Origin of the sequence: Thioclava kandeliae (assembly GCF_040297545.1) — a bacterium.
GTDB classification, from domain to species: Bacteria; Pseudomonadota; Alphaproteobacteria; order Rhodobacterales; family Rhodobacteraceae; genus Thioclava; species Thioclava kandeliae.
In genome coordinates, this window is sequence record NZ_JAYWLC010000019.1 from 24,502 (window position 1) to 50,270 (window position 25,769).

Sequence of the window (25,769 nt, forward strand, 5' to 3'; positions counted from 1 at the left end):
GGTGCCTTGATGGGTGCCGGATCTTGCCGCCCGGATCGCCTCAGGAGGCTTTTTTGCGGTAGTCGTAATTCTTGTTCAGACGTTCAAGCAAATAATCGCCATAGAGCACCGGCTCCATCTGCGCGGTCTCGCCTGCCTCGAGCATCGCCTCGGGGCATTCCACCAGCGCGCGCATCGACGGATCGTAGAAGAAGGGCTGCGAATAGCGGTCCTTGCGCGAGAGGTTACGCACGCGGTGGGGCGTGGACACAAACCGCCCATTCGACCATTTGGACAGGATGTCGCCAACATTCATAACAAAAGTGCCCTCGATCGGCGGCGCGGGGATCCAGTCGCCACGCTTGTTGCGCACCTCGAGCCCGCCGACATTATCCTGCTTGAGAAGCGTGATGAAGCCGTAATCGGTATGCGGAGCGGAGCCGAAGAGCTCTTCCTCATCGGGCTGTTCGGGATAATGCAGCAGGCGCAGGAACAGCGTCGGAGTGTCGAAATACTTCGCGAACCAGTCGCGCTCGAGGCCAAGCGCCTCGGCCAGCGCCTCGGCGATCCGCTCACCCAACCCCGTCATCTCGCGCATATAGGCCAGCGCGGTCTCCTCGACTTCCGGCAGGGAAGCGGGGAACTGGTTCGGGCCATGCATCGGCTCGCCTGCATAGGACGCATCCTCGGGCACATCATGCATTACCATGAGGCTCTCGGAACGGTTCGGCTTGGTGACCTTGGCCACCGAGGAGGTCACGATAGTCGAGGACGACATCGGCATATAGCCACGGTGGAACTCGTTGATCTTGAGCGCCATTTTCTCCTCCATCGGAAGATCATGGAAGGCCATGTTCATCTGGCGCATTTTCTCGACCAGATCCTCGGACACGCCATGGCCGGACAGATAGGCAAAGCCCGACGTCTCCAGAGCCGATTTGAGTGCCGCAACCGTCTCGGCGCGCGCCTCGGGGGTGGCACTCGCAACCAAGGCGCTCAGATCCACGATCGGAATATTGTCGAATTCGCCCTTCATACTTTCCTCCAGCATTTTCTGTATACAGTATTCGAGACTTGATCTTTTGATGGAAGTGGTTTGCGATGGCATATCGCAATTTTCGGTATACCAATCCGGATATGCCCAAAGATGCATCACATTTATACCATCAATGCCGGAGTTCCGGTCACAAGGAGTATTCCATGGCGCTTCCCGTCATCATCGACACCGATCCGGGCCAAGACGACGCCTTTGCAATCCTGCTCGCTCTCGCGGTGCCCGAGCTGGACGTTCTGGGCCTGACGACGGTGGCCGGAAATATGGGGCTCGAGCAGACCACCGATAACGCCCGCCGTATCGTCGAGCTGGCCGGCCTGCCCGAGACCCCCGTCCATGCCGGCTCCGCCCGCCCGCTGATCCGCAAGCCGCGTCCCGTGCCCGAAATCCACGGCGAGACGGGGATTGACGGCTGGGACTGGGCCGAGGCCCGCTTCCCCCCCGCCAAAACCCATGCGGTGGATTTCATCATCGAAACCATCCTCGCGCATCCGCAAAAGGTGCAGATGATCTGCCTCGGACCGCAGACCAATCTGGCACTGGCGATCCGCCGCGCCCCCGAGATTTTGCAGAACATGGCAGGGATCAGCTTCATGGGGGGCGGCTTCTTCGAGGGCGGCAATATGACCCCTGCCGCCGAATACAACATCCTCGTCGATCCCGAGGCCGTGCGGATCGTGCTCTCCTCGGCGGGGGAGGCCGGAGTTCCGGTCACCGCCGTGCCGCTGGATTGCACCCATGCCTGCGCCGCACCTCTGGGCTGGTCCACGACCCTGCGTGAGACGGGCACGGAGGTCATGCAGGCCTGTGCCGGCATGATGGAATTCTTCGAACAATACGGAAACAAGAAATACGGCACAAAGACGCGGCCGCTGCATGATGCGGTGGCGATTGCCGCCACGATCTGGCCCGATCTGTTCCCCGGCAAGCTCTGCCCCGTCGATGTGGAATGCGCAGGCGAGCTGACCACCGGTATGACCGTCGTCGACTGGCTGCGCCAGACGGGCCGGCCCGATAACTGCCTGTGGCTCAATGGCTGCCATGATGCGGCGGAGGTCTATGCCCGTATGGCGGCGGCTCTTGCCACCCTTCCGGGCAACGTCCCCGCCTGAACGCCAAGACCCTCCCCTATGCGGGGAGGGTCAACACCCGATGGGCCTCGGGCGTATAACTCAGGCGAAATGCGGGCAGTCGCGCTTCATCTTGCGCACCGTCGCGTCAAACAGCAGCGTCGCGAAGGACGAATTATCCTTCAACCGCTGCGCATCCTCGGCACATTTGCGTTTGATCCCTTCGGGCAGGGTGCTGTCCGGCCCCGGAATACCGGCGGTCGCGCATTGGATCTCGGCGGCACGCTGGACCGTCCACAACAGGAAGAAGGTCAGCGGAATATCGGCCTCGCAGACTGCGATCCCGTGATTGCGCAGAACGAGCACATGTTTATCGCCCAGCGAGGCCAGCATCCGCTCGCGCTCGGTATCGTAGATCGTGATCCCCTCGAACTCGTGATAGGCCACGCGCCCATAAAGCTGCGCCCCGTTGAAATTGTCATGCGAGATCGGGGCCATCTTGCCCACGATGGCCGAGATCGGCGTGGTATGGGTATGGGCCACACAGCCTACATCGGGGCGATGCTCGTGGATTACGCCATGCAGGGCGAAACCGGCGGGGTTGGGCTTGTAGGGGCTCTCGCGTTTCAGCTTGCCATCCACGCCCACCACCAGCAGGTTCTCGGGCGTCACCTCGTCGTAATGCAGCCCCATCGGGTTCACCAGATAGGCATGCTCATCGCCCGGCAGACGCACCGAGATATGGTTGAAGATCAGCTCGGTCCAGCCCATGTAGCTGACAAGATGGTAGAAATCGGCAAGCTGCACGCGCAGCTCCGCTTCGGTCATTTCGGCAAGCGGCTTATGGATCGGGGTCAGGTCGTTCATGTCAGATCCTTTCCAGAGAAATGGTGTTCATGAGGGAATGTCGGGCGATCTGCGCCTCGGAGCCCGAGAGCGGCAAAGTGCAGTGGGTGTCGAGTGCGGCGAGAATGGCGGCGAGCGCGGGGTTCGGATGGCCTGCCGCCTCCGCCATCGCCATGGGCGCCCGGGCAATGGCATCCAGCTCGAGGGCGCGGCCCGCACGGGCATCCTGCAACATCGAGGTCGGGAAATCTCCGGCATCGATATAGAGATCGGTGAGCCAGCGGTTATCGGGCAGAGCGTAACCCAGATCCCCGGCCCATGCGCGGAACGGATCGGCCACAGCACAGGCAAGCGCAGCAAGCTCGGGACTGTTCCCGATGGTCGAGAGATGGTCTCCCAGCAGCGCCGAGAGCGGATTGGTGGTAATATTGGCCAGAAGCTTCACCAACACCTTCTGCCGGATGGTGGGCGTCACATCGGTGAGGATGCCCCCCGCCTCCAGCACACGGGCCAGCCGCGCGATCGCGGGGCGGTCATGCGCCCCCATCGCGGGTCCGAGCGACAGCGTCGGCGTATTGGAAGACAGCGCCTCGCCCGCCTCCATCCGCACGGTCATCAGGAGCACCGCCCCCAGCACCTGCTGCGGATCGAGATGGCGGGCCAGTATCGCCTCGGGATCGACGAAGGGCACCTCGGCCCCGCCCGCAAAAAACCAGAAGGGCAGACCATTGACCATCGGGATAACGAGCGTGTCCGGCCCGATCCCCGCGATGTTCTCGGCCACCGCCTGCGGCAGGGCTTGCGCCTTCACACAGAAGAACACGGCATCCTGCACCTGCTCCAGCGCCTGTTTCGCCTGCGGGCGGGCGCGGTGCCATGTGCCACGGTCACATAGCGCCACCCCTTGGGCGCGGATCTGCTCGAGCCGGAGCCCGCGTGCCGTGACCGTGACCTCGGCGCCGGAGCCTCCCAGAAGGGCAGCCATCGCCGTGCCGATATTACCGGCCCCGATCACCGCGATTTTCATCCTGCTTTCCATGCTGCCCCCTCAGGTCAGGATCAGAACAAGCGTCGGGAAAATGGTCAGGATCGCGACCCGCACCACATCCATCGCCACAAACGGCCCGAGCCCGCGGAAGATCGTGCCCAACCGCACATCCGGCACCACCGAGCGCAGCACGAAAGCGTTCATACCCACCGGCGGTGTGATATAGCTGATCTCGGTGACCATCACGACGAAGATCCCGAACCAGATCAAGTCGATCCCCTGTGCCGCGACAATCGGATAGAAGACCGGCACCGTCAGCATGATCATCGACAGGCTTTCCAGCACACATCCCAGCACCAGATAGATGCACAGGATCACCAGAATGGTCACGATCGGCGTGGTGCCGAACAGGCCGAGGAAGCTCTGGATATCAGTCGTCATGCCCGACATGTTGACGTAATTGGTGAAGGTCAGCGCGCCGAACAGGATGAAGAACATCATCGCGGTGGTTTTCATCGTGTCATAGAACACATTGACGAGCCCCGCCCATGTGAAGCGCCCCGAGAGCACCACCAGCAAAAGAGCACCAGCCGCCCCCATGCCCGCGGACTCGGTGGGGGTGAAAACGCCCAGATAAATGCCCCCCATCACGAAGACGAAGAGGACCAGCGCGCCGGCCGTGCCCTTGAGCGCGCGGATCCGCTCGCCCAGCGGCAGCTTCTCCTCGACCGGCAGATCGATGCCTTTGAGCGCGATGGTAATGCGCACGGCGATGGCGTAGCCGATGATCCCCAGAATGCCCGGGATCAGCCCCGCAAGAAACAGCCTGCCGATATCCTGCTGGGTCATGATGCCATAGAAAACCAGTATGACCGAAGGCGGGATCAGGATGCCCAGTGTGCCGCCTGCCGCGATGGAGGCCGTCGAGAGTTGGTCGGGATAGCCGAAGCGCCGCATGGAAGGCAGCGCGATCCGCGTCATGGTGGCGGCGGTGGCCATGGACGAGCCGCAGACCGAGGAGAACGCGCCACAGGCCACCACGGTCGCCGTGGCCAGCCCGCCCTTGCGGTGGCGCAGCCATGCGTAGGCCGCGTTATAAAGCTCTGTCGCGATCCCCGATTGCACCACGAAATTGCCCATCATCAGGAACAGCGGCAGCACCGAGAGCGAGTAATCACGGCCATTGTCGAAAAACGCCGAACCCATAAGCGAGAGCGCGGGTGTCCAGCCGATGATCGAGGCAACGCCCACGACCCCCACACCTGCCAGCGCAAAGGCGATCGGCACGCCACAGAGCAAAAGCCCCATCACCACCGCCATACCAATTGGCCAATATTCCATACTCTATCCCTTCGTGGCGCGCGTGATCAGCGCCTGAAATGGCACATAAACCGCCATGATCATCCCCACAGCGGTGCAAATGGCGCAGAAATAGCCCAGCGGGGCGATGGGGAGCAACAGGTTGGTCGTGGCGCCGCCATAGCCCGCGATCTGGTCCGCATAGACCCAGATCCGCCATGTCACGACCCCCAACACCATCGCCGAGAAAATCCCGCAGGCCATACGCCGCCATGGCTGCCACCGGTCGGGCATCGCGTCGGTGACCAGATCGACCGTCACATGCTCGTTGCGCAATGCCACCGCTGGCAGGCCGAGGAAGATTGTAGCGCACAGCAGAAGCTCGGTGAGTTCTGCCGCCCCCTTGAGCGGCGCGTTGAACAGATAGCGGCCCACCACATCGACCACCGTCAGTCCCATCATCGCCATCAGCAGGATACAGCCAAGGACCGCCAGAACGGTATGGGCGGAGGGGAACCCTGCCCCCTCCCCCGCCTGTTCGCCACTGTCCCGAAGGCTCAGATCGGCCGGTTTCATTGCGCGGCCTTCATCTCGGCCGAGACCGTCTCGATCTGGGCCTTCATCTCGTCATAGGCGGCCTGACCATCGACGCCCGTGCTCGAGACTTCGGCGATCTTGGCATCGATGATCGGCTGCAGCGCCTCATGCCACGCGGCCATCTGCTCTTTGGTGGCGGGCGTCACATCGATCTTGCCCTTCATCGCCTCGATGCCCTGCGCATCGGCACGGTCCCACATCTTGCCCGCCATACGCGCAAGCGCCTCGCCGGTCACGCTATCGATCTCCTTCTGCTGCTCGGGGGTCAGGCTCTCCCATTTCTTCTCGTTCATCACGACATAGAAGGAGGTGTTATACAGCCCGCCCGGCACGGAGATGCCTTCCGAGAGCTGCGGGATCAGCTTGAAGAAGTTGACCGATTCATAGGGGAAGAAGATCCCGTCGGCCACGCCCTGGTTCAGCAGCTCGTAGGATTTCGAGGACGGCCCTTCCACCGAGACCGCGCCCAGCTTGTTGGCCACCTCGTTGATGATGCCGCCGCCCACGCGCATCTTCTGGCCTTTCAGGACATCGGTCGCGCCCGCATCGCCCTCTTTCAGGAAGATCTCGCCCGGACCATGGGTAAAGACACCCAGCACATGCACGCCCTTATATTCGCCCGCAGCCTCCAGCTTGTCCTTGAACACGCGCCAATAGGCGACCGAATTGGCCTCGGCACTGTCGCCCAGGAAGGGCAGCTCGGCGATATTGGTGGTCTTGAACCGCCCCGCATTATAGCCCTGCACGCCGAAGGTGATATCGGCCACCCCATTGACCGCAAAGTCGAAATGCGCGGCAGGCGGCCCGAGCGGCGCAGGCAGGATATTGGCCGTCACCTCGCCATTGGTCGCTTTTGCGATCTCTTCGGTCAGCGGTTTGATCACCTCCGACACCAGCGGATGCGCGGGCGGTAGCCAGTTGGCCACGGTCAGCACGGTATTGGCCTGTGCGATGGCGGTGCCCGCCAGCAGAAGGCCCAGTGAAGTCAGTCCAAGTCGCATATTCATGTCGCGTTTCCCTGTGAAAAGTGGATGGCTTTGCCCCTCTTGGGCGGAGGCTTGCAGAATTATACGGGGCCCTCAGGAGGCCATCGCCAGCTGGTGGAAGTCGCGGTTGCACCAGACGAGCGTCTCGCAGGGGCCTTCAGCCAGCGCGATATCGCGGATCTCGCAGAAGAAGACCGAATGTGTGCCCACTTCCTGCCGCGCGCTGATCACGCAATCAAAGGCGGCAACCGCATCGCCCAAGACCGGCGCTCCGGTGGCATGGGTGGACCAGAGCGTGCCCTCGAAGCGGTCCTCGAGCCCTGATCTGGCAAACCGCCCCGACAGATCGCGATGCTGCCCGCCCAGCACGTTCACACAAAGCGTGCCGTTCTGGACAAACATGTCATGGCTGCGGTTCGAGCGGTTGACGCAGACCAGAAGCGTGGGCGGCGTGTCGGTGACCGAGCAGACGGCCGAAGCGGTCATCCCGTGGCGGCCCGCCGGACCATCAGTGGTCAGCACGGTGACCGACGCCCCCAGACGCGACATGCCTTCGCGGAAAAGATCCTTGAGTTCCATGATGATCCCTCAGATGTCCAGCACGATACGTTTGCCACAGGCACGCGAGCAGCAGGCACAGATCTGGTCGCCCTCCTCGCGCTCCTCTTCGGTCAGGAACTGGTCGCGGTGATCGATCTCGCCCGCGATGACATCGGTGACACAGGTGCCGCAGATGCCCTCTTCGCATTTCACCTCGATCTTGATCCCTCCGCGGGCCAGCGCCTTGACGATGGTATCCTCGGGGCCGACCGTCACGGTGATACCGGAGGCCGCACATTCGACCTCGAAGCTGTCGCCCGTCACATCCACATCCGCCGAGAAATATTCGCGGTGGATGTTGGCGGGGGCGTAGCCCGCAGCCTCGGCACCCTTGATCACCCACTCCATGAAACCCTGCGGGCCGCAGACATAGATATGGGTGCCCACGGCCGCTTCGGGCAGATCACGCGCCAGATCAACCGGGCCCGCACCTGCGCCATCATCATGATGTAGAACGATTTTCTCGGCAAACGGGAAGCTCTTGATCTGATCGAGAAACGCGGTGCGATCTTGCGATCGCGTCGCGTAATGCAGGATGAAATCGGCCCCCTTGGCAGAGAGCTCCCACGCCATGGCCAGCATCGGAGTGATCCCGATCCCGCCTCCGAAGAGCACCGAGAACGATGCCTCGGCCAGCGGGAAATGGTTGCGCGGGCCTTCCACATGCACGCTTGCACCGGTTTTCAGCGTGTCATGCAAGGCCACCGAGCCGCCCCGCGAAGCCGGATCGCGCAGGATGCCAAGACGGTAGGCAGAGCGGTCCGAGGGATCGCCCGCCAGCGAATATTGCCGCCAGACGGGGCCTTCTGCGGTCTCCACCAGAAGGTCGATATGGGCGCCTGCGGTGAAGGCGGGCAGATCGCCCGCGCCGCGCAGCGTGAGCTGCATGATATCGCCCCGATCATCTAGGCGCTCGGCCACGGTCAGAACGAGGGCGTTAGACTGCATGTCCTTCATTGTCCTTACCTCATGAACAGGCCGCCATTGACGTCCCAACAGGCGCCAGTGACGAATTCGGCCTCGGGGGAGGCCAGCATGGTGACCATCTTGGCAACAAACTCGGGCGAGCCGAGCCGCCCGACAGGGATGTTATGCAAAAACCCCGCCATCCGGTCCTCTGGCACGATCCCATGCACCATGGGCGTATCCATCGGACCCGGAGAGATGGCGTTGCAGGTCACGCCAAACGCCGCCAGATCACGGGCAAAGACCTTGGTGAGCGTGAGGATCGCGCCTTTCGAGGCCGCGTAATGCGCCCCTGTCGCTGTGCCGCCATTCTGGCCCGCTAGCGAGGCCATGTTGACGATGCGCCCGTAGCCGCGTTCCTTGAAATGCCGCCCGAAGGTCTGGCATCCGGCAAAGACACCACCGGCATTGGTGGCCATCACCTCGTTGAACACATGCGGATCGATCTCCAGCACCGGTTTGGCCTCGGTGCGGACGGCATTATTGACCAACACCTCGGCCGAGCCCCAGCGCTCGATGACCTTAGTCAGCACGGTCTGGAAATCTTCCGGTTTCGACACATCAAGCGTGGCTGTTACGGCGGTTTCCCCCGCCAGATCCAGCTCCAGCGCCAGAGCGCCTGCCGCCTCCTGGTCGAGGTCGGTGATCACAACACGGAAGCCCGCCGCATGGAGCGCACGGGTGGCCACCGCGCCAAAACCGCTGGCACCGCCCGTGATCACAGCCGTCTGGATAATATCAGGCAAAGGCTTCCCCATCAGAACAGATAGCTGATCGAGGTCAGCATTCCATCGGAATTGAGCAGGCGGATCACCTTGTCGCGGATCATCAGCCCCTCATCGGTCACCTTGAGCACCCATTCGACATTGGCGGCGAAGACGCGCTGACGGCCGAATTTATCCTCGACGACATGCTGCGCCGCGCGGACCTTGAGCGTGGTCTCGTCGACCTCTTCCATCACGAAGCGCGAGAGCGTGCGCACCGATTCCGCAGGCGGAGCCGCAGAAATCGAGAAGCCCCCCTGCAGCCGGCGCACGCGCATCTCGCGCATGGTGGCATCGTCATAGGCGATGTTGAGCTGGTTGGCGAAATCATCGCCCTCCTTCTCGACGGGGATCACATAGTGACCCCCTTCGGCCCAGAGACCCAGCCAACGGTCATAATCGCGGGCGTCCAGCATATCGGCCTCGGCCCAGAGATACTCGGTCACCGCTTGCAGCGGGACTGTTTGGGTTGCGGGGAGATCCTTCATTGGTCCATCACCTTTTTCCACATTTTATAGGCCGAGCGCATGCCGGTTTCGGCGGAGATATCGCCCACCGGCAGACCGTTCTCCGAGGTCTTCTCGAGGCCCAGACCACGGTTGACCATCACATCCACATCGCCCGCACCGGCCGAGCCGCGCTGCACGCGTTCCCAGACCTCGGCATCATCGGGCGAGCCGAAGCCCATCGGCCCTTGGAAATGCTCGTGCAGGCGCAGACGCATCTGGTTGGCGGCCTCGGGACCGCCCTCCATACCGAGCGCGATATGGCGGATCTCGGTCTCATGCACCGAGACGGGGCGCAGCACGCGGAAGAACGAGAGCGAGCAGGCCACATTGGGGAAGAGGTTGAGGTTGAAGCCGCAGCCGCCCACGGCGCGCACGATCCGCTTGACCTGCGCCTCGTCATACTCGCCGCGCAGGCTCTCGGCCAGTTCCTTGAACCGCTCGGGGATCGGCGCATCGGGGTCATGATCCAGATCGACGAGCTCCGGCATCATCACCATGACCGAATGGCCATTGCCCAGATCCTCCACATAGCCATCGTCGTCATCCATGAAGGAGAAGGTCTCGTTGGCCTCGCCGTCGAGCGATTGCAGGAAGGATTTATGCACGATCGGGAAGTGATAGGCGTCGGTGGTGTTCTCGAGCTGGATTTTCCAGTTCATCGGCACCTTGAACTGGTGCTCGCCCAGCGTCTTCACGGGGAAGCCGCCGCCCTGTTTCATGAAGAGGCGGATCCAAGGTTTGGCATTGCCGAGGAAATCCTCGAGCGGCTCGACATCCATGTTGAAGGAGGCAAAGATCATGCCTTCGAAAATCCCGACCTTCAGCTTTTTCAGACCGTAATTCTGCTTGTCGAAATCGGTCGAATAGCCTTCGGTATAGGGGATCGCGCGCAAGCTCCCGTCAAGGCCGTAGCCCCAGCCGTGATAGGGGCACTGGAAGGAGGATGTCTTGCCCTTTTTTACCTCGCAGACGGTCGCGGCGCGGTGGCGGCAGCGGTTCACAAAGACATGGACCTCGTCCTTGCGGTCGCGCGAGATGATGACCGGCTGCGTGCCGACCCAGCTGAGTTTGAAGTTGCCCTTGCCCGGCACTTCGGAGACATGGCCGACCCAGACCCAGACACGCCCGAAGATCTTCTCCATCTCGGCATCGAAAATCGCGGGATCCTCATACATGGGCGTGGCGACGCGGTCGCCTTTCATCAGCGCGTCCGTATCCATCGGACCGGCGGGAAACGTATCGAGAGACATGGTCTATCCTTTCACTGACCGACCGCCACGGGGCGGGGTGCGGGAATTTGCATGGGCGCGGTCCAGTCGCTGACCGGGCGCGCATAGAGGTTACGGGTCGAGAAGCGGTGCATGCGCCATGCGCCTTCCTCCTGCCGGAAATCGATCTCCAGACGAGCGGCCATCAAAAAGCTCTGCCCGTCATGGAAGGTGGGGGTCTGCGCCATGATCCAGCGCCCCGTCACGCCCTCATCCGTGTGGTGGAGGGCCTCGGAGGACAGGAAATGCGCGTTCATCGCGAAATGCGGGGGCGTGCAGAAGGTGGCGAGCCAGCCCACGATGGCCGCCCGCCCCTGATGCGCGCCAAAATCCTTGGCATAGCGGTCGCCCGCCCCGCCCCAGACGGCATCACGGGTAAACAGTGCGCCCAGAGCCTCCAGATCTGTCGTCTCGTCCAATCGGTCACAGAGTTCCATGTAATCCGACAGGCATTTGCGGCAGGCACTCTCGGCCTCGAGGCGCTCGATACGTAAGGCAAGGGCGGCGAGATCGCTCATAGGTCGGGGATCTCCAGCGCGCGGCCCATACGGGCCTCGACCGTCATGTATTTCCACAGCCGGTCATTGCCCTCGCCCACCACGATGGTGCGAAGCAGGTTGCACGCGGCCTGCACATCGGCGCGGGTCGGAAAATCGGCCATGATATACCAAGTATAGGGGAAGCCCTGCGTCGCACCGACCAGCGTCTGGTCATCATCGAACGTGCCGACGATCTCGACACCTTCCATCTTGTTGATGCCCGACATCAGTTCTTGGGTCGCCTTCCATACGGGGCCGATCTGGTCGAAGGGGAGCGAGAAGAAGGTCGGGTGGTTGTTGAAGCACAAAAGGGTGCGGATTTTGGGGGTATCACTCATGTCACTGTCTTTCTTCGGGAATTTTCTCTGATTACGGGAAGCCGGGAGGCGTGTGCTGGCCAAACATGGCCGCCCCCGCAGCCGTCCATGTGCCCTCGCCCATGAAGGCATGCTGGGCCACACAGGCCGCATCGACCATCATCCGGCCCAAGGGGTGGCCCTGCATCATCGCGCCCGCCCCGCCCATCACGAAGGCCTCGCGGGCGACGGCCGCCCCATCATGGGCCGCCGAGGTAGCCGCCAAGCGCAGCTTCACATGCGTCTCGGGGGTAACGGCCTCATTATGGGCCAGCTCGTCCCAGGCCTGCGCCGTGATGTCATAGAATTGCGCGCGCGCACCGGCGAGCGTGGCCTCGGTGCGGGCCAGATGGGCTTGCACATAGGGGCGCTCGCCGGGATTTGGGGCACCGGTGATCGAGGCTTTCTGTGCCGCATCCGAGCGGATGAAATCGAGCGCCTCGCGCGCGGCCCCCAGCGCCACCACCGCCAGCACCTGCGCCGCCAGCGCCATGGCCGGATAACGGAAGATCGGGTCGGTCATTTCCGAGCGCGCGCCCCGAATGAACGTCCAGTCCTCCGGCACGATAACCTTGTGGGCTACGAGATCATGGCTGCCCGTGGCCTTGAGGCCGATCGTGTGCCATGTCTCGTCGATGGTCACCTTGTCGCGCGGCATGACGGCGGTGCGCGGCAGGGGCGTGGCATCGCCTTCGACCTTGATGCCGCCGCCCAGCAAATCGGCCCCCATCGAGCCCGAGCACCACGACCAGCGGCCACTCACCTCAATCCCGCCCGCCACACGGGTGGCTTTCTGCGGCGGGAAAAGACCGCCTGCAAAGACCGTATCGGGGTTCTCGGTGTAAATCTGCGCGAAGGTCTCGGGGGGCAGCGCCGCGAGATAGGTTGAGGAAACGCCGAAGCTTGCCACCCAACCCGCCGAAGGGTCCGCGGCCGAAATAATTTCGAGCAGGTTCAGGAACTCCATCGGGCTGATCGCATCGCCGCCAAAGCGCGTGGGCACGAAGGCGCAATAGATGCCGATGCGCTTGAAACCATCGACGATATCCCGTGGGATATGGCGCAGCGCGTCGAATTCGGCACGGCGGGAACGGATATCCTCGCACAGCGTGGCCAGTTCGGCGGCCTGCGCGAGTTTGGGTTCGAAACGGGTCATGAAAGCATCTCCGGCATGGAACGGGCGGCCAGGGCCCGCGACAGATGTTCGGCAATGGCGCAGAGCGTGGCCTCGGCCCCTTTGCGACCGACCAGTTGCAGACCCGCGGGCAGGCCCTCGCGGGTTGTCAGAGGCAGGGTCAGCGCCGGATGGCCGGACAGGTTGAACGGGCGCACAAGGCGGGTCAGAGGCAAAAGGGCGCGCGGATCGGTGGCGGCGGCCAAGGTTGGCGGCACGCAGGGCATGGTAGGCAGCACGAGCGCATCCACCCCCTCAAGTGCCGCATCGACCTCGCGGGTGAAGACCGCCCGCACCGTTTCTGCTTCCGCCAGCGCCTCAGGAGTCACCGAAAGCGCCGCCTGAATGCGACCCTTCACATCGACACCGAGCGAGGCATCCGAACGAGCGAGTTGGCCGAATTCGGAAGCGAGCTCGTAATTGATAACCGTCAGGCCCGCCTCATAGGAGGCCTTGAAGCTCGAGAGGGTTACATTTGGCACGTCATAGCCCGCAAGCGCTTTATCGAGGGTCGCGGTGATATCGGCATCGGCCTCGACGCTGATCCGCTTGAGCTTCGGCGCGGTAATTTCAGCGGGTGTGAAAGACGGCAGCATCATCGACGCCGCACGGGTCAGGGCTTCGGCACTCGCGGCAAACGGCCCGATCACGTCGAGCGAGGAACCGCGCGGAATGGCGCCGCGCCGGTCGATTGCGCCGTAGGTCGGTTTGAGCCCGTAAACGCCACAGCAACAGGCCGGTTGGCGCACCGAGCCGCCCGTATCTGTGCCAACGGCAAAATCGCAAAGCCCCGCCGCAACGGCCGAGGCCGACCCCGAGGACGAGCCACCCGGAATACGGTCGGGCCAGTTCGGGTTGAGGGCCGTGCCTGCGAAGGTGTTCACGCCTGTTACCCCGAAAGCCAGCTCGTGCATCGTGACGGTGCCGGTGATGGCCGCACCCTGCGCAAGCAGATGGGCGACGATTGCGGAATGCTCCGTCTCGGGCGGCGCATCCTTGAACCCGCGCGATCCGCAGCGCGTGGTGAGCCCCGCGATCCCGAGACATTCCTTGATCAGAACCTGCGGCGCATCCCGCCCCTGATCCCCCAATGCAAGCGGGGTAGTCACGGCGTTTATCGTCTTTTTATCAGACATCTGGCGTCCCTTGGGGTTGCTATCTTCAAAAGATCTTCTGTGCCGGAGCGCCCTTTTCCGCGATGGATGCTGGAGGGGCTGGCCGGTCCGGCTGGCGAGTTAATATGTGAAGATTACCGTAAATATTACGGCTGACCATAGGGTATATCGCGGCGCGCGGTGCATTTTGCGGGAACGGGCCTGTTCCGGCACGATTCCCGAGAATATAACCCATTATCACCAGTTATTTAACATATGATGCGTGAAAGTTACGCAATTTATGTCTGGGAAATCCGTTTCCGGAATCGGTCCGCCCGGCGGATGCCGAGCCTTACCCCGCTTCAGGACAATCGCTCCAAAATGCGGAAATATACTATGTTGTTTTTGCTATATTTTTATTTCGGACTTCGCCGCAAGCACCCTGAGTCGCCTCGGCTTTTCGTCCTGCTTCATCCCTACGCGCAAATACCCATAGCCGCAGCGCAGCAATAGTCACATTACGTGAGTATTTATATGATAATTCATCTAAATATGCCAAAGATTCATTCTTTAGGTGAATTTTCATGCTTCTTATTTGACCAAACCGTGTTTCCGCATCCCCGCAGGCACGATGGAGGATGCACCTCACGCCGAGATCACGGCATGAGTAGGGGGGTATTGACCCCTCTGGATCGGGTGGCAAGCGCCACAAAGACCCGCAACCGGATCACCGGACGATCCCGAGGCCCCCTATCCCTTCCAATCAAAAGGCCCGCCATGTTTCTCCGCTTTCCGCCCTTCGTGACCGCAGCGCTCGGCGCTCTGATCCTGACCGCCAGCCTTCAACCCGCCGCCGCCAAGGAGGCCAAACTGGACCTCCAATCGGCATGGACGCTGACCCTGCCCGCCTCCGGCCAGAACGCCCAGCACTTCACCGACGAGATCAACGCCATTTCCGGCGGTCAGGTCTCGGTCAAACTCTATGACGCGGGCAAGCTGGTCCCGCCGCTGCAGATTTTCGACGCCGTCCAGCAGGGTACGCTCGATATGGGATATACCTCGCCGCTCTATGTGGCGGGCCGCTTCCCTGCCGTGCAGCTGTTCGGCGGCGTACCCTTCGGGCCGGATGCGCAGGATTATATCGGCTGGATCTATAATGGCGGCGGGCTCGACATCTGGCGCGAGATCTACGCCAAGCAGGGCGTGGTCACCGTGCCCTGCGGGGTCATGGATGCCGAGGCCGGTGGCTGGTATACCTTCCCGATCGACAGCGTCGAAAACCTGAAGGGCAAGAAGATCCGCTTCGCAGGTCTTGCAGGCGAGGTCATGAAGAAGATGGGCGCCTCGGTGGTGCTGCTGGCGGGGGGCGATATCTATCCCAATCTCGAACGTCATGTGATCGATGGCACCGAATTCTCGATGCCCGCCATCGACGAGGCCATGGGCTTCGAGAAAGTCGCCAAATACTACTATCTGCCCGGCTGGCACCAGCCAGCTGCGATCAACGAGCTGATCATCAACAAGGCCAAATGGGACAGTATGGATGATGCCCAACGCGGACTCATCGAGACCACCTGCCGCGAGACCAATATCTGGTCGCTGACCTCCACCGCGCAGGCCAATGCCGCAGCCGTCAAGAAATTCGAGGCCGCCGGCACCGAGATCCGCACCTTCCCGCCGGAAGTTCTGGCCGCCTTCAGACAGGCAACCGACGAGGTCATGGCCGCGCAATCCGAGCAGGATCCCGATTTCAAACGCACATGGGAGTCGCTGCAGGCCTATCGGGCCTCGGTGCAGGACTGGACCGAACACAAGGAATAAGGCCGGAGGGCGGGGTCATCCCCGCCCTTCCGTCTGAAAGGTGATCCATGATCCAATTCATCGACCGTTTCTGCGCCACGATCGGCAAGATAGGCGCCTTCTTCCTGCCGCTCCTGATCGTGACGATCCTCGTCAATGTCACCCTACGTTATGTGTTTTCCATCGGCATGATCGAGCTCGAGGAATTGCAATGGCATCTCAATGCCGTAGCGGTCCTGCTGACCCTCGCCTGGGCCTATCAGTGCGAGGATCATGTGCGGGTGGACATGTTCCATGCCAGAATGTCGCCGCGCCGTCAGGCCCTGGTGGAGGTGCTCGGGCTGATCTTCCTCTTCTTTCCCTTCATCGGGCTCGTCGCGTGGAATGCGTGGACGATCTTCTCCTATTCATGGGCGCTCAAGGAAGGCTCGCCCATGCCTTCGGGCCTGCCCGCGCGCTATATCATCAAGGGGATCATGGGCTTCGGGCTGAGCCTGCTGCTTTTGCAAGGTATCGGGCTTTTCCTGAAAGCCGCCACACGGCTCTTCGGCCCTAACCGGAGGGCCGCATGATGGATGCGCTTTTCATCTTCCTCTTTTTCGCCACCTTCCTGTGCATCCTGTTCTCGGGCTTCCCCGTGGCCTTCGTGCTGGGGGGAGTGGGGGTGCTCTTTGCGGCCCTCGGCACGGTGATCGCCCCGCTCGATATCGCCGATGTGGCCGAGTTGCGGATGATCGGCTTTGTGGCCAACCGTGTCTTCGATACGGTCTCGAGCTATTCCCTGATCCCGATGTCGATGTTCATCTTCATGGGCTTCATGCTGGACCGTTCGGGCATTGCCGAGCGGCTCCTCAAGTCGATGCGGGCGGCTCTGGGTCCGGCACCGGGCGGGCTGGCGATTGCCGTTGTGGTGATCGGGGTGGTGCTCGCGGCCTCGACCGGCATCATCGGTGCCTCCGTGGTTTTGCTCGCCACGATCGCCGTTCCCACCATGTTCGAGGCGGGCTATTCCCGCCGCGTGAGCCTCGGCACGGTAGGGGCAACAGGATGCCTTGGCATCCTGATCCCGCCCTCGATCATGCTGGTGGTGATGGGCGACCAGCTCCGCATTCCGGTGGGGGATCTCTTTATGGGGGCAATCCTTCCGGGAGCAGCTCTGGCACTGGCTTTCGTGCTCTTTATCGTGGTTACCGCCCTTCTGGTGCCCGGGACCATGCCCAGATACCAGCGCAGCGGTGCCGCCTTGCCCGTCACGGTGCTTCTGCGCGAATTTGCGGGCGCCCTGCTCGCCCCTCTGGCACTGGTGCTCGCGGTGCTGGGCTCGATCATCGCGGGCATCGCCTCGCCTACCGAGGCCTCGGGGATCGGCGCGGCAGGCGCGACACTGTTGGCCGCGATGAACCGCAAGCTCGGCTGGCAGGACTTCCGCGAGGTCTGCTACCAGAGTGCCCGCACCACCGCCTTCCTCTATATGCTGATCTTCGGGGCGGCCTGTTTCTCGGTCGTGTTGCGCGGCTATGGCGGGGATGATGTGGTGGCAGAGGCGCTGCAGGCGCTGCCGCTCGGCCCGCACGGGGTGCTGGCCTTCGTCATCTTTGTGGTCTTCCTATTGGGGTTCTTCCTCGACTGGATGGAGATCGTGCTGATCGTGGCCCCGTTGGTGATGCCAGTGTTGACCGGTTTCGGCTATGATCCGGTCTGGCTCGCGATCCTTCTGGCACTGGTGCTGCAGACCTCGTTCCTGACGCCTCCCGTGGGCATGGCGCTATTCTATCTACGCTCGGCCGTGCCGGGGGCAACCATCGGCGAGATCTATCGCGGGGTCATTCCCTTCGTGCTGTTACAGTTGGCGACACTGGCGATTGTGGCCGCCTTCCCCTCATTGGTGCTTTGGTTGCCATCACTCCAGAACTAGCACCAGTTATATGTGAACGATTTTCGAGCATGCTTATTTGAATATAAGCGTGCTTTCATTACATCAGAGAATGCGCATCCATTAACTCCGAACCGTATATTTCGGTTACCTCCTTATAGAGCGCCACCCCATAGCTTACTGACATCAGGTCATATTCTTGACTGTTCACATTTAAACAATCCACGAGGCTGAAATGTGCATATTCTCTCCGCCAAGGCATCAAATTATAACATTTTCCCCATTATCTTCTTGTTCTTATTAAAGTATTTAATGAACCCCGCTTCCAGTAAGCTCTCTAGCCGCTAGTTTGCGCATACATCACGATACGGTGACTTCGACGTTGGCAATATTGCGTCAAATTGAAACATTCTGAATGAAGCAAACTGTGACGTGTGAGGCAGAAAAGGGATTCTTTTCCCGTCATCCGCGTCGCGCTTAAATGGTTCAATTTCAAACTATCTGTGCCAGTGAGGACGGTCTCAGATGGTGCGACAGTCGGATCCCCGGTCCAACGTTCCGATGCCAAGGCGCAGGCGGCCCGTGCTCTACTGTCTCCCAAAAGCGATCCGTTGCTTGGCGAAAAGGCTCCCCCGACTTCGTCCGGCGCGGTCCCCCCGATACAAAAGAGAAAAATCATGACACAGACTTCAGGCCCGCATGTCGGGCGGCGCGGGTTCATGCTGGGCACAGCAGCCATCGCCACAGCCGCGGCACTGGGCTATCCGTTCGAGAGCGTCAGCGCGGCCACCGTACTCGATCAGGCAGCTCCGGATCTCGCCACCTATCAGCCCACCTTCTTCACCAAGGACGAATTCGCGCTCCTTTGCGCCATGGTCGACCGCCTGATCCCGGGTGACGGCGATGGCGAGAAAATCGGGCCCGGCGCCCTCGAGGCCAATGTTCCCGTCTTCCTCGATATGCAGGTCGGTGGCGATTACGGTCAGGACTGGTATCTCAAGGGTCCCTTCCCCAAGAACCCCGATCCGCTGATGGGCTACCAGATGCCCTATATGCCCGCCGAGATCTACCGCAAGGGGCTCGCGATGGCCGCCAAGGCCGCACAGGACGCGCATGGCAAGGCCTTTGCCGAGCTGACCGCAGACGAGCAGGACGCCTTCCTGACCGATCTGCAGAAGGACAAGATCGATTTCCTCGCACAGGGCGAGGATTACCTGACCGCTGGCAATTTCTTCAGCCAGCTGCTTTCCGATACCCGTAACGGCTATCTCGCCGATCCGATGTATGGCGGCAACAAGGGTATGGGGGCGTGGATCATGATCGGCTACCCGGGCGCCCGCGCCAGCTTCCGCGAATGGGTCACCCAGCACAATGTGAAATACCCGCTGGGCCCTGTCAGCGTCAAAGGCATGCGCGCGTAAACCGCGACAACGGAAAGAAGGAGATAGCAATGGCTATTGTGAATGATGAAGTGGATGCCGTTGTCGTGGGTCTGGGCTGGAGCGGCTCGATCATGGCGATGGAACTGGCCCGTGCAGGCCTGAAAGTGCGCGCGCTCGAGCGGGGCGAGGACCAGTCGAGCGAGGACTTCGCCTATCCCAAACCCGCCGACCAATATGGCTATGACAAGCAGTATAAAATCTTTGCCAAACCGAAATCGGCAGCGGTCACGGTGCGTCACACCACTGATGACAATGCACTTCCGACCCGCCAATGGGGGTCATTCTGCCCTGGCAATGGCGTAGGTGGGGCCGGTCTGCACTGGACGGCAGTGATGCTGCGTCCGACGCCCACAGACCTGAAACTGAAGACCTATGCCGATGAAACCTACGCGCCCGGCCAGCTGCAGGAAGACATGCAGGTGCAGGATTTCCCCGTGACCTGGGACGAGATGGAGAAGCATTTCGACTTCTTCGAGAAAGTCTGCGGCCAGTCCGGCACCACCGGCAACCTCAATGGCGAGATCCAGCCGGGCGGCGACCCCTTCGAGGGCCCGCGCTCGAACCCCTATCCGCTGCCGGCACTGGAAGACACGCTGAACTGCTCGATGTTCCGCGAACAGGCCACGAAGATGGGCTACCACCCCTTCTCGAACCCCTCGGCAAACGTATCGCAAGCCTGGACCAACCCCTATGGCCAGAACATCGCGCCATGCAACTATTGCGGGTTCTGCTCGAAATACCCCTGCCTGAACTATTCGAAAGCCTCGCCGCAGACGACTATTCTGGATGCGCTGAAGCTGCACAAAAACTTCGACTACAAGACCAATGCCGAAGTGGTCCGCGTCGATCTGCATGACGACAAAAAGACCGCCAAGGGCGTGACCTATGTCAACGAGAATGGCGAGGAGGTCTTCCAGCCTGCCAAGATGGTCTTCCTGTGCTCGTTCCAGTTCCAGAACGTGCGCCTGATGCTGCTGTCGGGTATCGGCCAGCCCTATAACCCGATGACGGGCGAGGGCGTCGTGGGCCGGAACTATGCCTTCCTGTCGAATGGCGGCGTGACCATGTTCTTCAAGGACAAGGAGTTCAACCCCTTCGCGACCGCCGGCGCGACCGGTGTGATGTTCAACGATGTCTCGCCGCGTCCGGGCTTCGAGGATGGCGTGAAATACGGCTTCCTGGGCGGCGCGAAGATCCACTCCTCGCAATCGAACGGCAACCCGATTGGCACCGCCCTTCCCAAGGACGTGCCCGGCTGGGGCATGGGCTGGAAACAGGGTATGCGCGACTGGTATGGCCATTCGATGAAGATCTCGATCACCACGACCTGCATGTCCTATCGCGGCAACTACATGGATCTGGATCCGACCTATACCGACCATCTGGGCAATCCGATGGCGCGGATCACCTTCGACTGGAAAGAGAACGAGCTGAAGCTGCAGCAGTATCTCAAGGAGCTATGCAACAATATCGCCCGCGAAATGGGCCCCGATATCAGCCATGATAGCTTCCTCAAGCCCGACAGCCATTACGACATGCGCCCTTATGTCTCGACCCATAATGTGGGCGGTGCGGTGATGGGCGATGATCCCAAGACCTCGGCGCTCAACAAGTATCTGCAAAGCTGGGATGTGCATAACGTCTTCGTGCCGGGCGGCAATGCCTTCCCGCAGAACTTCCAGGCAAACCCGACCGATATGATCGGCGCGCTGACCTATCACGCGGCCGAAACCATCGTAAAGGATTACATCAAGAACCCCGGCCCGCTGGTCCAGGCATAAGGAGCGTTGGATATGAAACTCGTAATGATGTCCGCCGCCCTATCGCTGGGCGCAGGGATGGCCATGGCGCAGGATGCCGATCTGGTCAAACAGGGCGCCTATGTCGCGCGGCTGGGCGATTGCATGGCCTGCCATACCGCACCGGGCGGCGCGCCTTATGCCGGTGGCCTGCCGATCAAGAGCGATCTGGGCACGATCTACGCCACCAATATCACCCCCGACAAAGAGGCCGGTATCGGCAGCTATTCGGAGGAGGATTTCGCCAAGGCCGTCCGCAAAGGTGTCACCCCCGACGGGACGCATCTCTATCCGGCGATGCCCTACCCCTCCTATGCCAAAATGACGGATGCCGATATCAAGGCGCTCTACGCCTATATCATGCAGGATGTAGAACCGGTGGCCGAGAAAGCCCCGGAAACGCATCTGGGCTTCCCGTTCAACCAGCGTTGGGGGATGGCCCTGTGGAACCTCGCCTTCAGCGAAAGCGTGGGCTTCACACCCGATCCCAAGCTCTCGGATGCCGAGAACCGCGGGAAATATATCGTCGAAGGAGCAGGCCACTGCGGCAGCTGCCATACCCCGCGCGGGATCGGCATGCAGGAGAAAGCCTATGATAACGGCAGCGACGACTATCTCGCTGGCGGCGATCTGAACGGCTGGAGCGTGCCCTCGCTGCGCGCCGATGCAGACAGTGGCATAGGTGTCGCAGGCTGGACCGATCAGGAGATCGTCGACTATCTGGCCATGGGTCGCAATGACAAGGCGGCGGTGGGCGGCGAGATGACCTCGGTCATCGAGCACAGCACGAGCCACATGACCGATGACGATCTGGCTTCGGTCGCGGCCTATCTCAAGACCATGGCGCCCTCGGGTGATCTGGTCTCGCTGAAGCCTGCAGCCGATGCCCAAGCCACGATCGCCACCCTGACGGCGGCCAAGGATCTGACCAATGGCGAGCGCGTCTATATCGACAATTGCGGTGCGTGCCACTTCGTCACCGGCAAGGGCGGCAAGGACATCTTCCCCGAGCTGGATGGCGCGAGCATCGTCAACGCGCCGAGCGCGACAGGTCTTGTGCATACCATCCTCGCCGGCGCTAAGACGCCCTCGGTCGAGAAGGCGCCTTCGGTCAATCTGATGCCGGGCTTTGCCGGCCGTCTGAGCGATCAGGATGTTGCGGATCTCGCAACCTTCCTGCGCGGCGCATGGACGAACAATGCCGGCAAGGTCAGCACGTCGGATGTGGCGTCGGTCCGCGCGACCCTGGCCCAGGACTGATCCGGTCCGCCAAAGACGGGTTATCCCTGACGGGGCGCATCCATGATGCGCCCCGTTTCAGTTGATAAGCAGGGTGGAATATAAGGATAGATAGATTCACTTTCGATTAAAGGTGAATCCAATCGCCATATTCTTGCCAGCTTTTTGGCAAGGCCGTTCCTTGCGGCTCGGGCAGTTTGCATCTGTCCTCCTCGCAGCGAAGACGCCCCGGGCGCCGCGCGAGCGAGTGCAAAATGCGCGCAATTCTGGCGGTGAATCCGCGTCCCTTTCGGCCAGTACAGGTATTTCCGGCGTTGTTACGGCCGTTATCCTGAAGGATTGCGTTTATGTGCACAATTTGCGGCAGCACAGATCATATTGCCCCGCTCATCGACATGGCGGCGAGCATTACATCCGATAGTGCATCCAGCGGCAAACCCGTCTGGAGTGTTCAGCAGATCGCGACCTATCTAAGCACCGGCTATTGGGCCGACAAAGGCAGTGCCGCGCATAAATTTGCGATCACCTCTTCCGGCACCCTGACGGTCAACCTGTCGGGCCTGAGCGACACCAGCGCCGCCTATGCCCGTGCAGCCCTCGAGGCATGGACCGATGCCTCGGGTATCCGGTTCAAGGAGACGACGGCGAATGCCCAGATCACCTTTACCGATAGCAATTCCGGCGCCTATACCTCGACAAGCTATTCGGGCTCCGTGACCAGCTCGGCCAGAATCAATATAAACGAGACGTTCGCCTCCAGCGCCTACATGCTGCAGACCTATATCCACGAGATCGGTCATGCGCTGGGGCTTGGCCATTCGGGCGATTACAACGGCTCCGCAAGTTTTGCGACCGATGCCGCCTATGCCAATGATACCTGGCAATATTCGATCATGTCCTATTTCTACCAGACCCTCAGCAGCGATACCGATGCCAGTTTTGCCTATGTCGTCACGCCACAGATCGCCGATATTCTCGCGATCCAGCAGATGTATGGCACGTCCTCTTCTGTCCATAGCGGCAGTACGACCTATGGGGATAGCGGGGTCGAACTTCTGGATGCGCGCGCCCAGACCATCGTCGATGCCGGCGGCACCGATACCATCGATCTACGCTCGCGCAGCGCGGACCAGAAGATCGACCTGACCCCGGGTAGCTTCTCGGATCTTGGCGGGCGCGAGAAAAACCTCGCGATCGCGCTCAACACGACCATCGAGAATGCCTATCTCGGCAGTGGCGATGATACCATCATCGGGAATGCGGCTAGGAATATCCTGTATGGCGGTGCGGGCAATGACGAAATCTCCGGCGGTGCGGGGGCGGATTATCTTGCCGGTCAGGACGGCAATGATGCGCTATGGGGCGGCAATGGAAATGACAGCCTCTGGGGCGGCAATAATAACGACGTGCTGATCGGAGGGGATGGCGATGACTTCCTCAACGGGCAATCGGGGAATGACACGTTGATCGCAGGCTCCGGCAGCGACACCCTGAACGGTGCCGAAGGAGACGATACGGTCGTCTACGACCTGCAGTCGGAAGATGTTTTCATCTACTATTCCGGTTCGCAGCTTCAGATCAAACATGGCAGCGACATCGATTATCTCAACGGAATCGAAACCGTTGCCTTCAATGACGGAAGCTGCGCCGTGTCGGATCTGGCAACGCTGGCCAATAAAGGCTGGATCGATGCCTCGAGCATCCTGGACGGAACGGCGCTGCAGACGGCCGCGAAAACGCAAACCAGCGTGACAGATCCTGCCACCACCACGAGCACGGTCGCAGCCACGACCTCGGTCGCCTCGCATATGGAGGTTGGAACCACTAGCCTTGCGCGATCGACCAAGAATGAGGGCTGGATCACGGTCAGCTTCGCCTCAGCAATCGAGGACGCGATTGTCGTCGTCGGCCCGATCACGAGTAATGGTGGCCAGCAGGTTGTGCCCGAGATCCGCAACATCACAAGTTCGGGCTTCGAGATCCGGCTGGCGGAATGGGACTATCTCGACGGACCGCATGTGCAGGAACAGATCTCCTGGATGGCAGGGAGCGCGGGTAGCTACTATCTGGCCGACGGCACCCAGATCACCTTCGGATCGGCCGAGATCAACGGCGCAAGAAACACGACCATCACGCTTGACGGTTTCGATAGTTCCGCCACGGTGACGGCCTATGGCAGCCTCGTGGGGACGGGCGATCAGGTTCTGACCCATCGTATGGCAAATATATCGTCCGATGGTCTGCAAGTCAGGATGCAGGCAGAAGAAGCAGAAAAAGGCACGGTTTCCACCGAGATCCGGACTTTTGACTATGTGGTGATCGAGAACGGTGGCACCCTGGTCGACAATAGTGCCCTCAACCTTGCGTCGAACTGGGGAGCAATCGGAGATACGGACAGTAACGCGGTCTTCGCGGACATGCAGACCTATCGGGGCGGCGATACGACGAGCCTGAGACAGACAACAGTCAAAGACACAACCTACTTGAAACTTGTCGAAGAACAGTCCTACGACGCAGAAACCAGTCATATGAACGAAAGCGTCGCCTATACCAGCCTCGAGACCGGAAGCTATAGTCTCCTGACATCCGACCCTCAGGAATACAACACCGTTGAAAGTGCCCTCGAGGTCGGAACGCTATCCCTGAGCCGCAGCAAATCGGACGATGGCTGGATCCATGTCAGTTTTGGCGAGACGATCGCAGATGCCGTCGTCGTGCTCGGACCGGTGACAACAAATGGCGGCCAAGCCGTCACAACAGAATTGCGAAATATCACGGATGAAGGCTTCGATGTGCGCCTTTCCGAATGGGATTATCTGGATGGAGCCCATATAGTGGAAAGCCTCTCCTGGATGGCAGGCACCGAGGGCCAGCACATGCTGTCTGATGGCACCAAGATCACGCTCGGCACACAGCAGGTCACAGGCAACCAGACCGCCGCGATTTCCTATGACGGCTTCGATGGCACGCCGACCCTCATCGCATCGGTGTCGGGCGAGGGCAGTCAGATCGTGACGGAACGTATCGTTTCGGTCGGCACCGAGAGCCCCAAGCTGAGACTCGCGGCAGAGGAAGCCGATGGCGGGGTCTCCAGCGCAACCAGTCGCGTTGTGCAATGGGCCGCCATCGAGGAGGCACCCGGATCATCGGTCTCCGAGGGTTCGGCCCTGATCAGCAGCGCCGCCGCCAAGATTTCCGTCGACAGCACTTTGGCGCTCTTTGCGGATACACAGTCCTATCGGGGAGCGGATACGATCGTCTTGCGCAGCAAAGAGACCAATGATGGCACCAAGCTCTATTTGCAGGAAGAACAATCCAAGGATAGCGAGACAGGGCATGTCTATGAAACGGTCTCCTGGATCACGATTGGCGAAGGCCGCTATGAGTTGATCGATCTTGACGATGCGGCTGCCGACGAGCCCGTATTGGCTGCTGCCGGTTCGGACATGACCTCCTTCGTGGATGATCTCGTCCTGTGAATATCCGCGGATCAAGGGTGCAATTCCGCCCGGGGAGTGCCTTCTGAC

At 61.1% G+C, this 25,769-nt stretch carries 23 protein-coding genes; 8 read left to right on the plus strand and 15 right to left on the minus strand.

What is annotated here, in order from left to right; all coding sequences use genetic code 11:
- Positions 1-40: 40 nt before the first annotated feature.
- Positions 41-1,015 carry an isopenicillin N synthase family dioxygenase gene (locus VSX56_RS17030; RefSeq protein WP_350938826.1) on the minus strand — a complete coding sequence of 325 codons (975 nt, stop codon included), beginning with the start codon at positions 1,013-1,015 and terminating at the stop codon, positions 41-43.
- A gap of 164 nt (positions 1,016-1,179) precedes the next feature.
- Here VSX56_RS17030 and VSX56_RS17035 point away from each other — a divergent pair, with 164 nt between their 5' ends.
- On the plus strand, positions 1,180-2,145 hold the full coding sequence (locus VSX56_RS17035; protein WP_350938828.1) for a nucleoside hydrolase: 966 nt from the start codon (positions 1,180-1,182) through the stop codon (positions 2,143-2,145).
- 60 nt (positions 2,146-2,205) lie between these two features.
- Here VSX56_RS17035 and VSX56_RS17040 read toward each other — a convergent pair whose 3' ends face one another.
- From VSX56_RS17040 to VSX56_RS17105, 14 genes are all read right to left on the minus strand, one after another.
- Positions 2,206-2,970: a class II aldolase/adducin family protein gene (locus VSX56_RS17040; RefSeq protein ID WP_350938830.1), complete on the minus strand. Its 765-nt coding sequence runs from the start codon at positions 2,968-2,970 to the stop codon at positions 2,206-2,208.
- Between the two features lies 1 nt (position 2,971).
- The gene (locus VSX56_RS17045; protein ID WP_349295099.1) at positions 2,972-3,988 is read right to left on the minus strand and encodes a ketopantoate reductase family protein; all 1,017 of its coding nucleotides are present in this window, start codon (positions 3,986-3,988) and stop codon (positions 2,972-2,974) included.
- Between the two features lie 9 nt (positions 3,989-3,997).
- The gene (locus VSX56_RS17050; protein ID WP_350938832.1) at positions 3,998-5,278 is read right to left on the minus strand and encodes a TRAP transporter large permease; all 1,281 of its coding nucleotides are present in this window, start codon (positions 5,276-5,278) and stop codon (positions 3,998-4,000) included.
- A gap of 3 nt (positions 5,279-5,281) precedes the next feature.
- Complete coding sequence (locus VSX56_RS17055; RefSeq protein ID WP_350938834.1) at positions 5,282-5,812, minus strand: TRAP transporter small permease; 531 nt, start codon at positions 5,810-5,812, stop codon at positions 5,282-5,284.
- Positions 5,809-6,840 carry a TRAP transporter substrate-binding protein gene (locus tag VSX56_RS17060; protein ID WP_350938836.1) on the minus strand — a complete coding sequence of 344 codons (1,032 nt, stop codon included), beginning with the start codon at positions 6,838-6,840 and terminating at the stop codon, positions 5,809-5,811. The genes VSX56_RS17055 and VSX56_RS17060 overlap by 4 nt, the downstream gene beginning before the upstream one ends.
- Before the next feature lie 72 nt (positions 6,841-6,912).
- A complete protein-coding gene (locus tag VSX56_RS17065; RefSeq protein WP_339115170.1) occupies positions 6,913-7,398 on the minus strand; it encodes a flavin reductase in 486 nt (161 codons plus the stop codon).
- A 9-nt stretch (positions 7,399-7,407) separates the two neighbouring features.
- Complete coding sequence (locus tag VSX56_RS17070) at positions 7,408-8,367, minus strand: PDR/VanB family oxidoreductase (RefSeq protein ID WP_339115171.1); 960 nt, start codon at positions 8,365-8,367, stop codon at positions 7,408-7,410.
- A 14-nt stretch (positions 8,368-8,381) separates the two neighbouring features.
- Positions 8,382-9,131 carry an SDR family NAD(P)-dependent oxidoreductase gene (locus VSX56_RS17075; RefSeq protein WP_350938839.1) on the minus strand — a complete coding sequence of 250 codons (750 nt, stop codon included), beginning with the start codon at positions 9,129-9,131 and terminating at the stop codon, positions 8,382-8,384.
- A gap of 11 nt (positions 9,132-9,142) precedes the next feature.
- The gene (locus tag VSX56_RS17080; RefSeq protein ID WP_350938841.1) at positions 9,143-9,637 is read right to left on the minus strand and encodes an aromatic-ring-hydroxylating dioxygenase subunit beta; all 495 of its coding nucleotides are present in this window, start codon (positions 9,635-9,637) and stop codon (positions 9,143-9,145) included.
- Positions 9,634-10,908, minus strand: a complete 1,275-nt coding sequence (locus VSX56_RS17085) for an aromatic ring-hydroxylating oxygenase subunit alpha (protein WP_350938843.1) — start codon at positions 10,906-10,908, stop codon at positions 9,634-9,636. Before VSX56_RS17085 ends, VSX56_RS17080 begins: the two co-directional genes overlap by 4 nt.
- 11 nt (positions 10,909-10,919) lie before the next feature.
- Positions 10,920-11,444: a nuclear transport factor 2 family protein gene (locus VSX56_RS17090; RefSeq protein WP_349295107.1), complete on the minus strand. Its 525-nt coding sequence runs from the start codon at positions 11,442-11,444 to the stop codon at positions 10,920-10,922.
- The gene (locus VSX56_RS17095) at positions 11,441-11,803 is read right to left on the minus strand and encodes a hypothetical protein (RefSeq protein WP_339115175.1); all 363 of its coding nucleotides are present in this window, start codon (positions 11,801-11,803) and stop codon (positions 11,441-11,443) included. The genes VSX56_RS17090 and VSX56_RS17095 overlap by 4 nt, the downstream gene beginning before the upstream one ends.
- Before the next feature lie 31 nt (positions 11,804-11,834).
- Positions 11,835-12,977, minus strand: coding sequence for an acyl-CoA dehydrogenase family protein (locus VSX56_RS17100; RefSeq protein WP_350938846.1), 1,143 nt, complete (start codon positions 12,975-12,977; stop codon positions 11,835-11,837).
- On the minus strand, positions 12,974-14,131 hold the full coding sequence (locus VSX56_RS17105) for an amidase (protein WP_350938848.1): 1,158 nt from the start codon (positions 14,129-14,131) through the stop codon (positions 12,974-12,976). Before VSX56_RS17105 ends, VSX56_RS17100 begins: the two co-directional genes overlap by 4 nt.
- A 735-nt stretch (positions 14,132-14,866) precedes the next feature.
- Between VSX56_RS17105 and VSX56_RS17110 the strand changes: the two genes are divergently transcribed.
- The 7 genes from VSX56_RS17110 to VSX56_RS17140 all read left to right on the plus strand — a co-directional run bounded on the left by VSX56_RS17110 (position 14,867) and on the right by VSX56_RS17140 (position 25,721).
- Positions 14,867-15,910, plus strand: a complete 1,044-nt coding sequence (locus tag VSX56_RS17110; RefSeq protein WP_350938850.1) for a TRAP transporter substrate-binding protein — start codon at positions 14,867-14,869, stop codon at positions 15,908-15,910.
- Between the two features lie 47 nt (positions 15,911-15,957).
- A complete protein-coding gene (locus VSX56_RS17115; RefSeq protein ID WP_350938851.1) occupies positions 15,958-16,461 on the plus strand; it encodes a TRAP transporter small permease subunit in 504 nt (167 codons plus the stop codon).
- Positions 16,458-17,804 carry a TRAP transporter large permease gene (locus VSX56_RS17120; protein WP_350938853.1) on the plus strand — a complete coding sequence of 449 codons (1,347 nt, stop codon included), beginning with the start codon at positions 16,458-16,460 and terminating at the stop codon, positions 17,802-17,804. Before VSX56_RS17115 ends, VSX56_RS17120 begins: the two co-directional genes overlap by 4 nt.
- 635 nt (positions 17,805-18,439) lie before the next feature.
- Positions 18,440-19,183: a gluconate 2-dehydrogenase subunit 3 family protein gene (locus VSX56_RS17125; RefSeq protein WP_349295111.1), complete on the plus strand. Its 744-nt coding sequence runs from the start codon at positions 18,440-18,442 to the stop codon at positions 19,181-19,183.
- A 29-nt stretch (positions 19,184-19,212) separates the two neighbouring features.
- Complete coding sequence (locus VSX56_RS17130; protein ID WP_339115181.1) at positions 19,213-20,985, plus strand: GMC family oxidoreductase; 1,773 nt, start codon at positions 19,213-19,215, stop codon at positions 20,983-20,985.
- 12 nt (positions 20,986-20,997) lie between these two features.
- Positions 20,998-22,263, plus strand: a complete 1,266-nt coding sequence (locus VSX56_RS17135) for a cytochrome c (RefSeq protein ID WP_349295112.1) — start codon at positions 20,998-21,000, stop codon at positions 22,261-22,263.
- Positions 22,264-22,589: 326 nt separating this feature from the next.
- Positions 22,590-25,721, plus strand: a complete 3,132-nt coding sequence (locus tag VSX56_RS17140; RefSeq protein WP_350938856.1) for a M10 family metallopeptidase C-terminal domain-containing protein — start codon at positions 22,590-22,592, stop codon at positions 25,719-25,721.
- The last annotated feature ends 48 nt before the right edge of the window (positions 25,722-25,769 follow it).

Bases quoted from the DNA above. Each gene is read 5' to 3' on its own strand.
- VSX56_RS17035 (WP_350938828.1), top strand. From the start codon at position 1,180: ATGGCGCTTCCCGTCATCATCGACACCGATCCGGGCCAAGACGACGCC.
- VSX56_RS17050 (WP_350938832.1), bottom strand. From the start codon at position 5,278: ATGGAATATTGGCCAATTGGTATGGCGGTGGTGATGGGGCTTTTGCTC.
- VSX56_RS17090 (WP_349295107.1), bottom strand. From the start codon at position 11,444: ATGAGCGATCTCGCCGCCCTTGCCTTACGTATCGAGCGCCTCGAGGCC.
- VSX56_RS17110 (WP_350938850.1), top strand. From the start codon at position 14,867: ATGTTTCTCCGCTTTCCGCCCTTCGTGACCGCAGCGCTCGGCGCTCTG.
- VSX56_RS17080 (WP_350938841.1), bottom strand. From the start codon at position 9,637: ATGAAGGATCTCCCCGCAACCCAAACAGTCCCGCTGCAAGCGGTGACC.
- VSX56_RS17045 (WP_349295099.1), bottom strand. From the start codon at position 3,988: ATGGAAAGCAGGATGAAAATCGCGGTGATCGGGGCCGGTAATATCGGC.
- VSX56_RS17115 (WP_350938851.1), top strand. From the start codon at position 15,958: ATGATCCAATTCATCGACCGTTTCTGCGCCACGATCGGCAAGATAGGC.
- VSX56_RS17105 (WP_350938848.1), bottom strand. From the start codon at position 14,131: ATGTCTGATAAAAAGACGATAAACGCCGTGACTACCCCGCTTGCATTG.
- VSX56_RS17125 (WP_349295111.1), top strand. From the start codon at position 18,440: ATGACACAGACTTCAGGCCCGCATGTCGGGCGGCGCGGGTTCATGCTG.
- VSX56_RS17100 (WP_350938846.1), bottom strand. From the start codon at position 12,977: ATGACCCGTTTCGAACCCAAACTCGCGCAGGCCGCCGAACTGGCCACG.
- VSX56_RS17085 (WP_350938843.1), bottom strand. From the start codon at position 10,908: ATGTCTCTCGATACGTTTCCCGCCGGTCCGATGGATACGGACGCGCTG.
- VSX56_RS17120 (WP_350938853.1), top strand. From the start codon at position 16,458: ATGATGGATGCGCTTTTCATCTTCCTCTTTTTCGCCACCTTCCTGTGC.
- VSX56_RS17130 (WP_339115181.1), top strand. From the start codon at position 19,213: ATGGCTATTGTGAATGATGAAGTGGATGCCGTTGTCGTGGGTCTGGGC.
- VSX56_RS17095 (WP_339115175.1), bottom strand. From the start codon at position 11,803: ATGAGTGATACCCCCAAAATCCGCACCCTTTTGTGCTTCAACAACCAC.
- VSX56_RS17135 (WP_349295112.1), top strand. From the start codon at position 20,998: ATGAAACTCGTAATGATGTCCGCCGCCCTATCGCTGGGCGCAGGGATG.
- VSX56_RS17065 (WP_339115170.1), bottom strand. From the start codon at position 7,398: ATGGAACTCAAGGATCTTTTCCGCGAAGGCATGTCGCGTCTGGGGGCG.
- VSX56_RS17030 (WP_350938826.1), bottom strand. From the start codon at position 1,015: ATGAAGGGCGAATTCGACAATATTCCGATCGTGGATCTGAGCGCCTTG.
- VSX56_RS17040 (WP_350938830.1), bottom strand. From the start codon at position 2,970: ATGAACGACCTGACCCCGATCCATAAGCCGCTTGCCGAAATGACCGAA.
- VSX56_RS17055 (WP_350938834.1), bottom strand. From the start codon at position 5,812: ATGAAACCGGCCGATCTGAGCCTTCGGGACAGTGGCGAACAGGCGGGG.
- VSX56_RS17060 (WP_350938836.1), bottom strand. From the start codon at position 6,840: ATGAATATGCGACTTGGACTGACTTCACTGGGCCTTCTGCTGGCGGGC.
- VSX56_RS17140 (WP_350938856.1), top strand. From the start codon at position 22,590: ATGTGCACAATTTGCGGCAGCACAGATCATATTGCCCCGCTCATCGAC.
- VSX56_RS17070 (WP_339115171.1), bottom strand. From the start codon at position 8,367: ATGCAGTCTAACGCCCTCGTTCTGACCGTGGCCGAGCGCCTAGATGAT.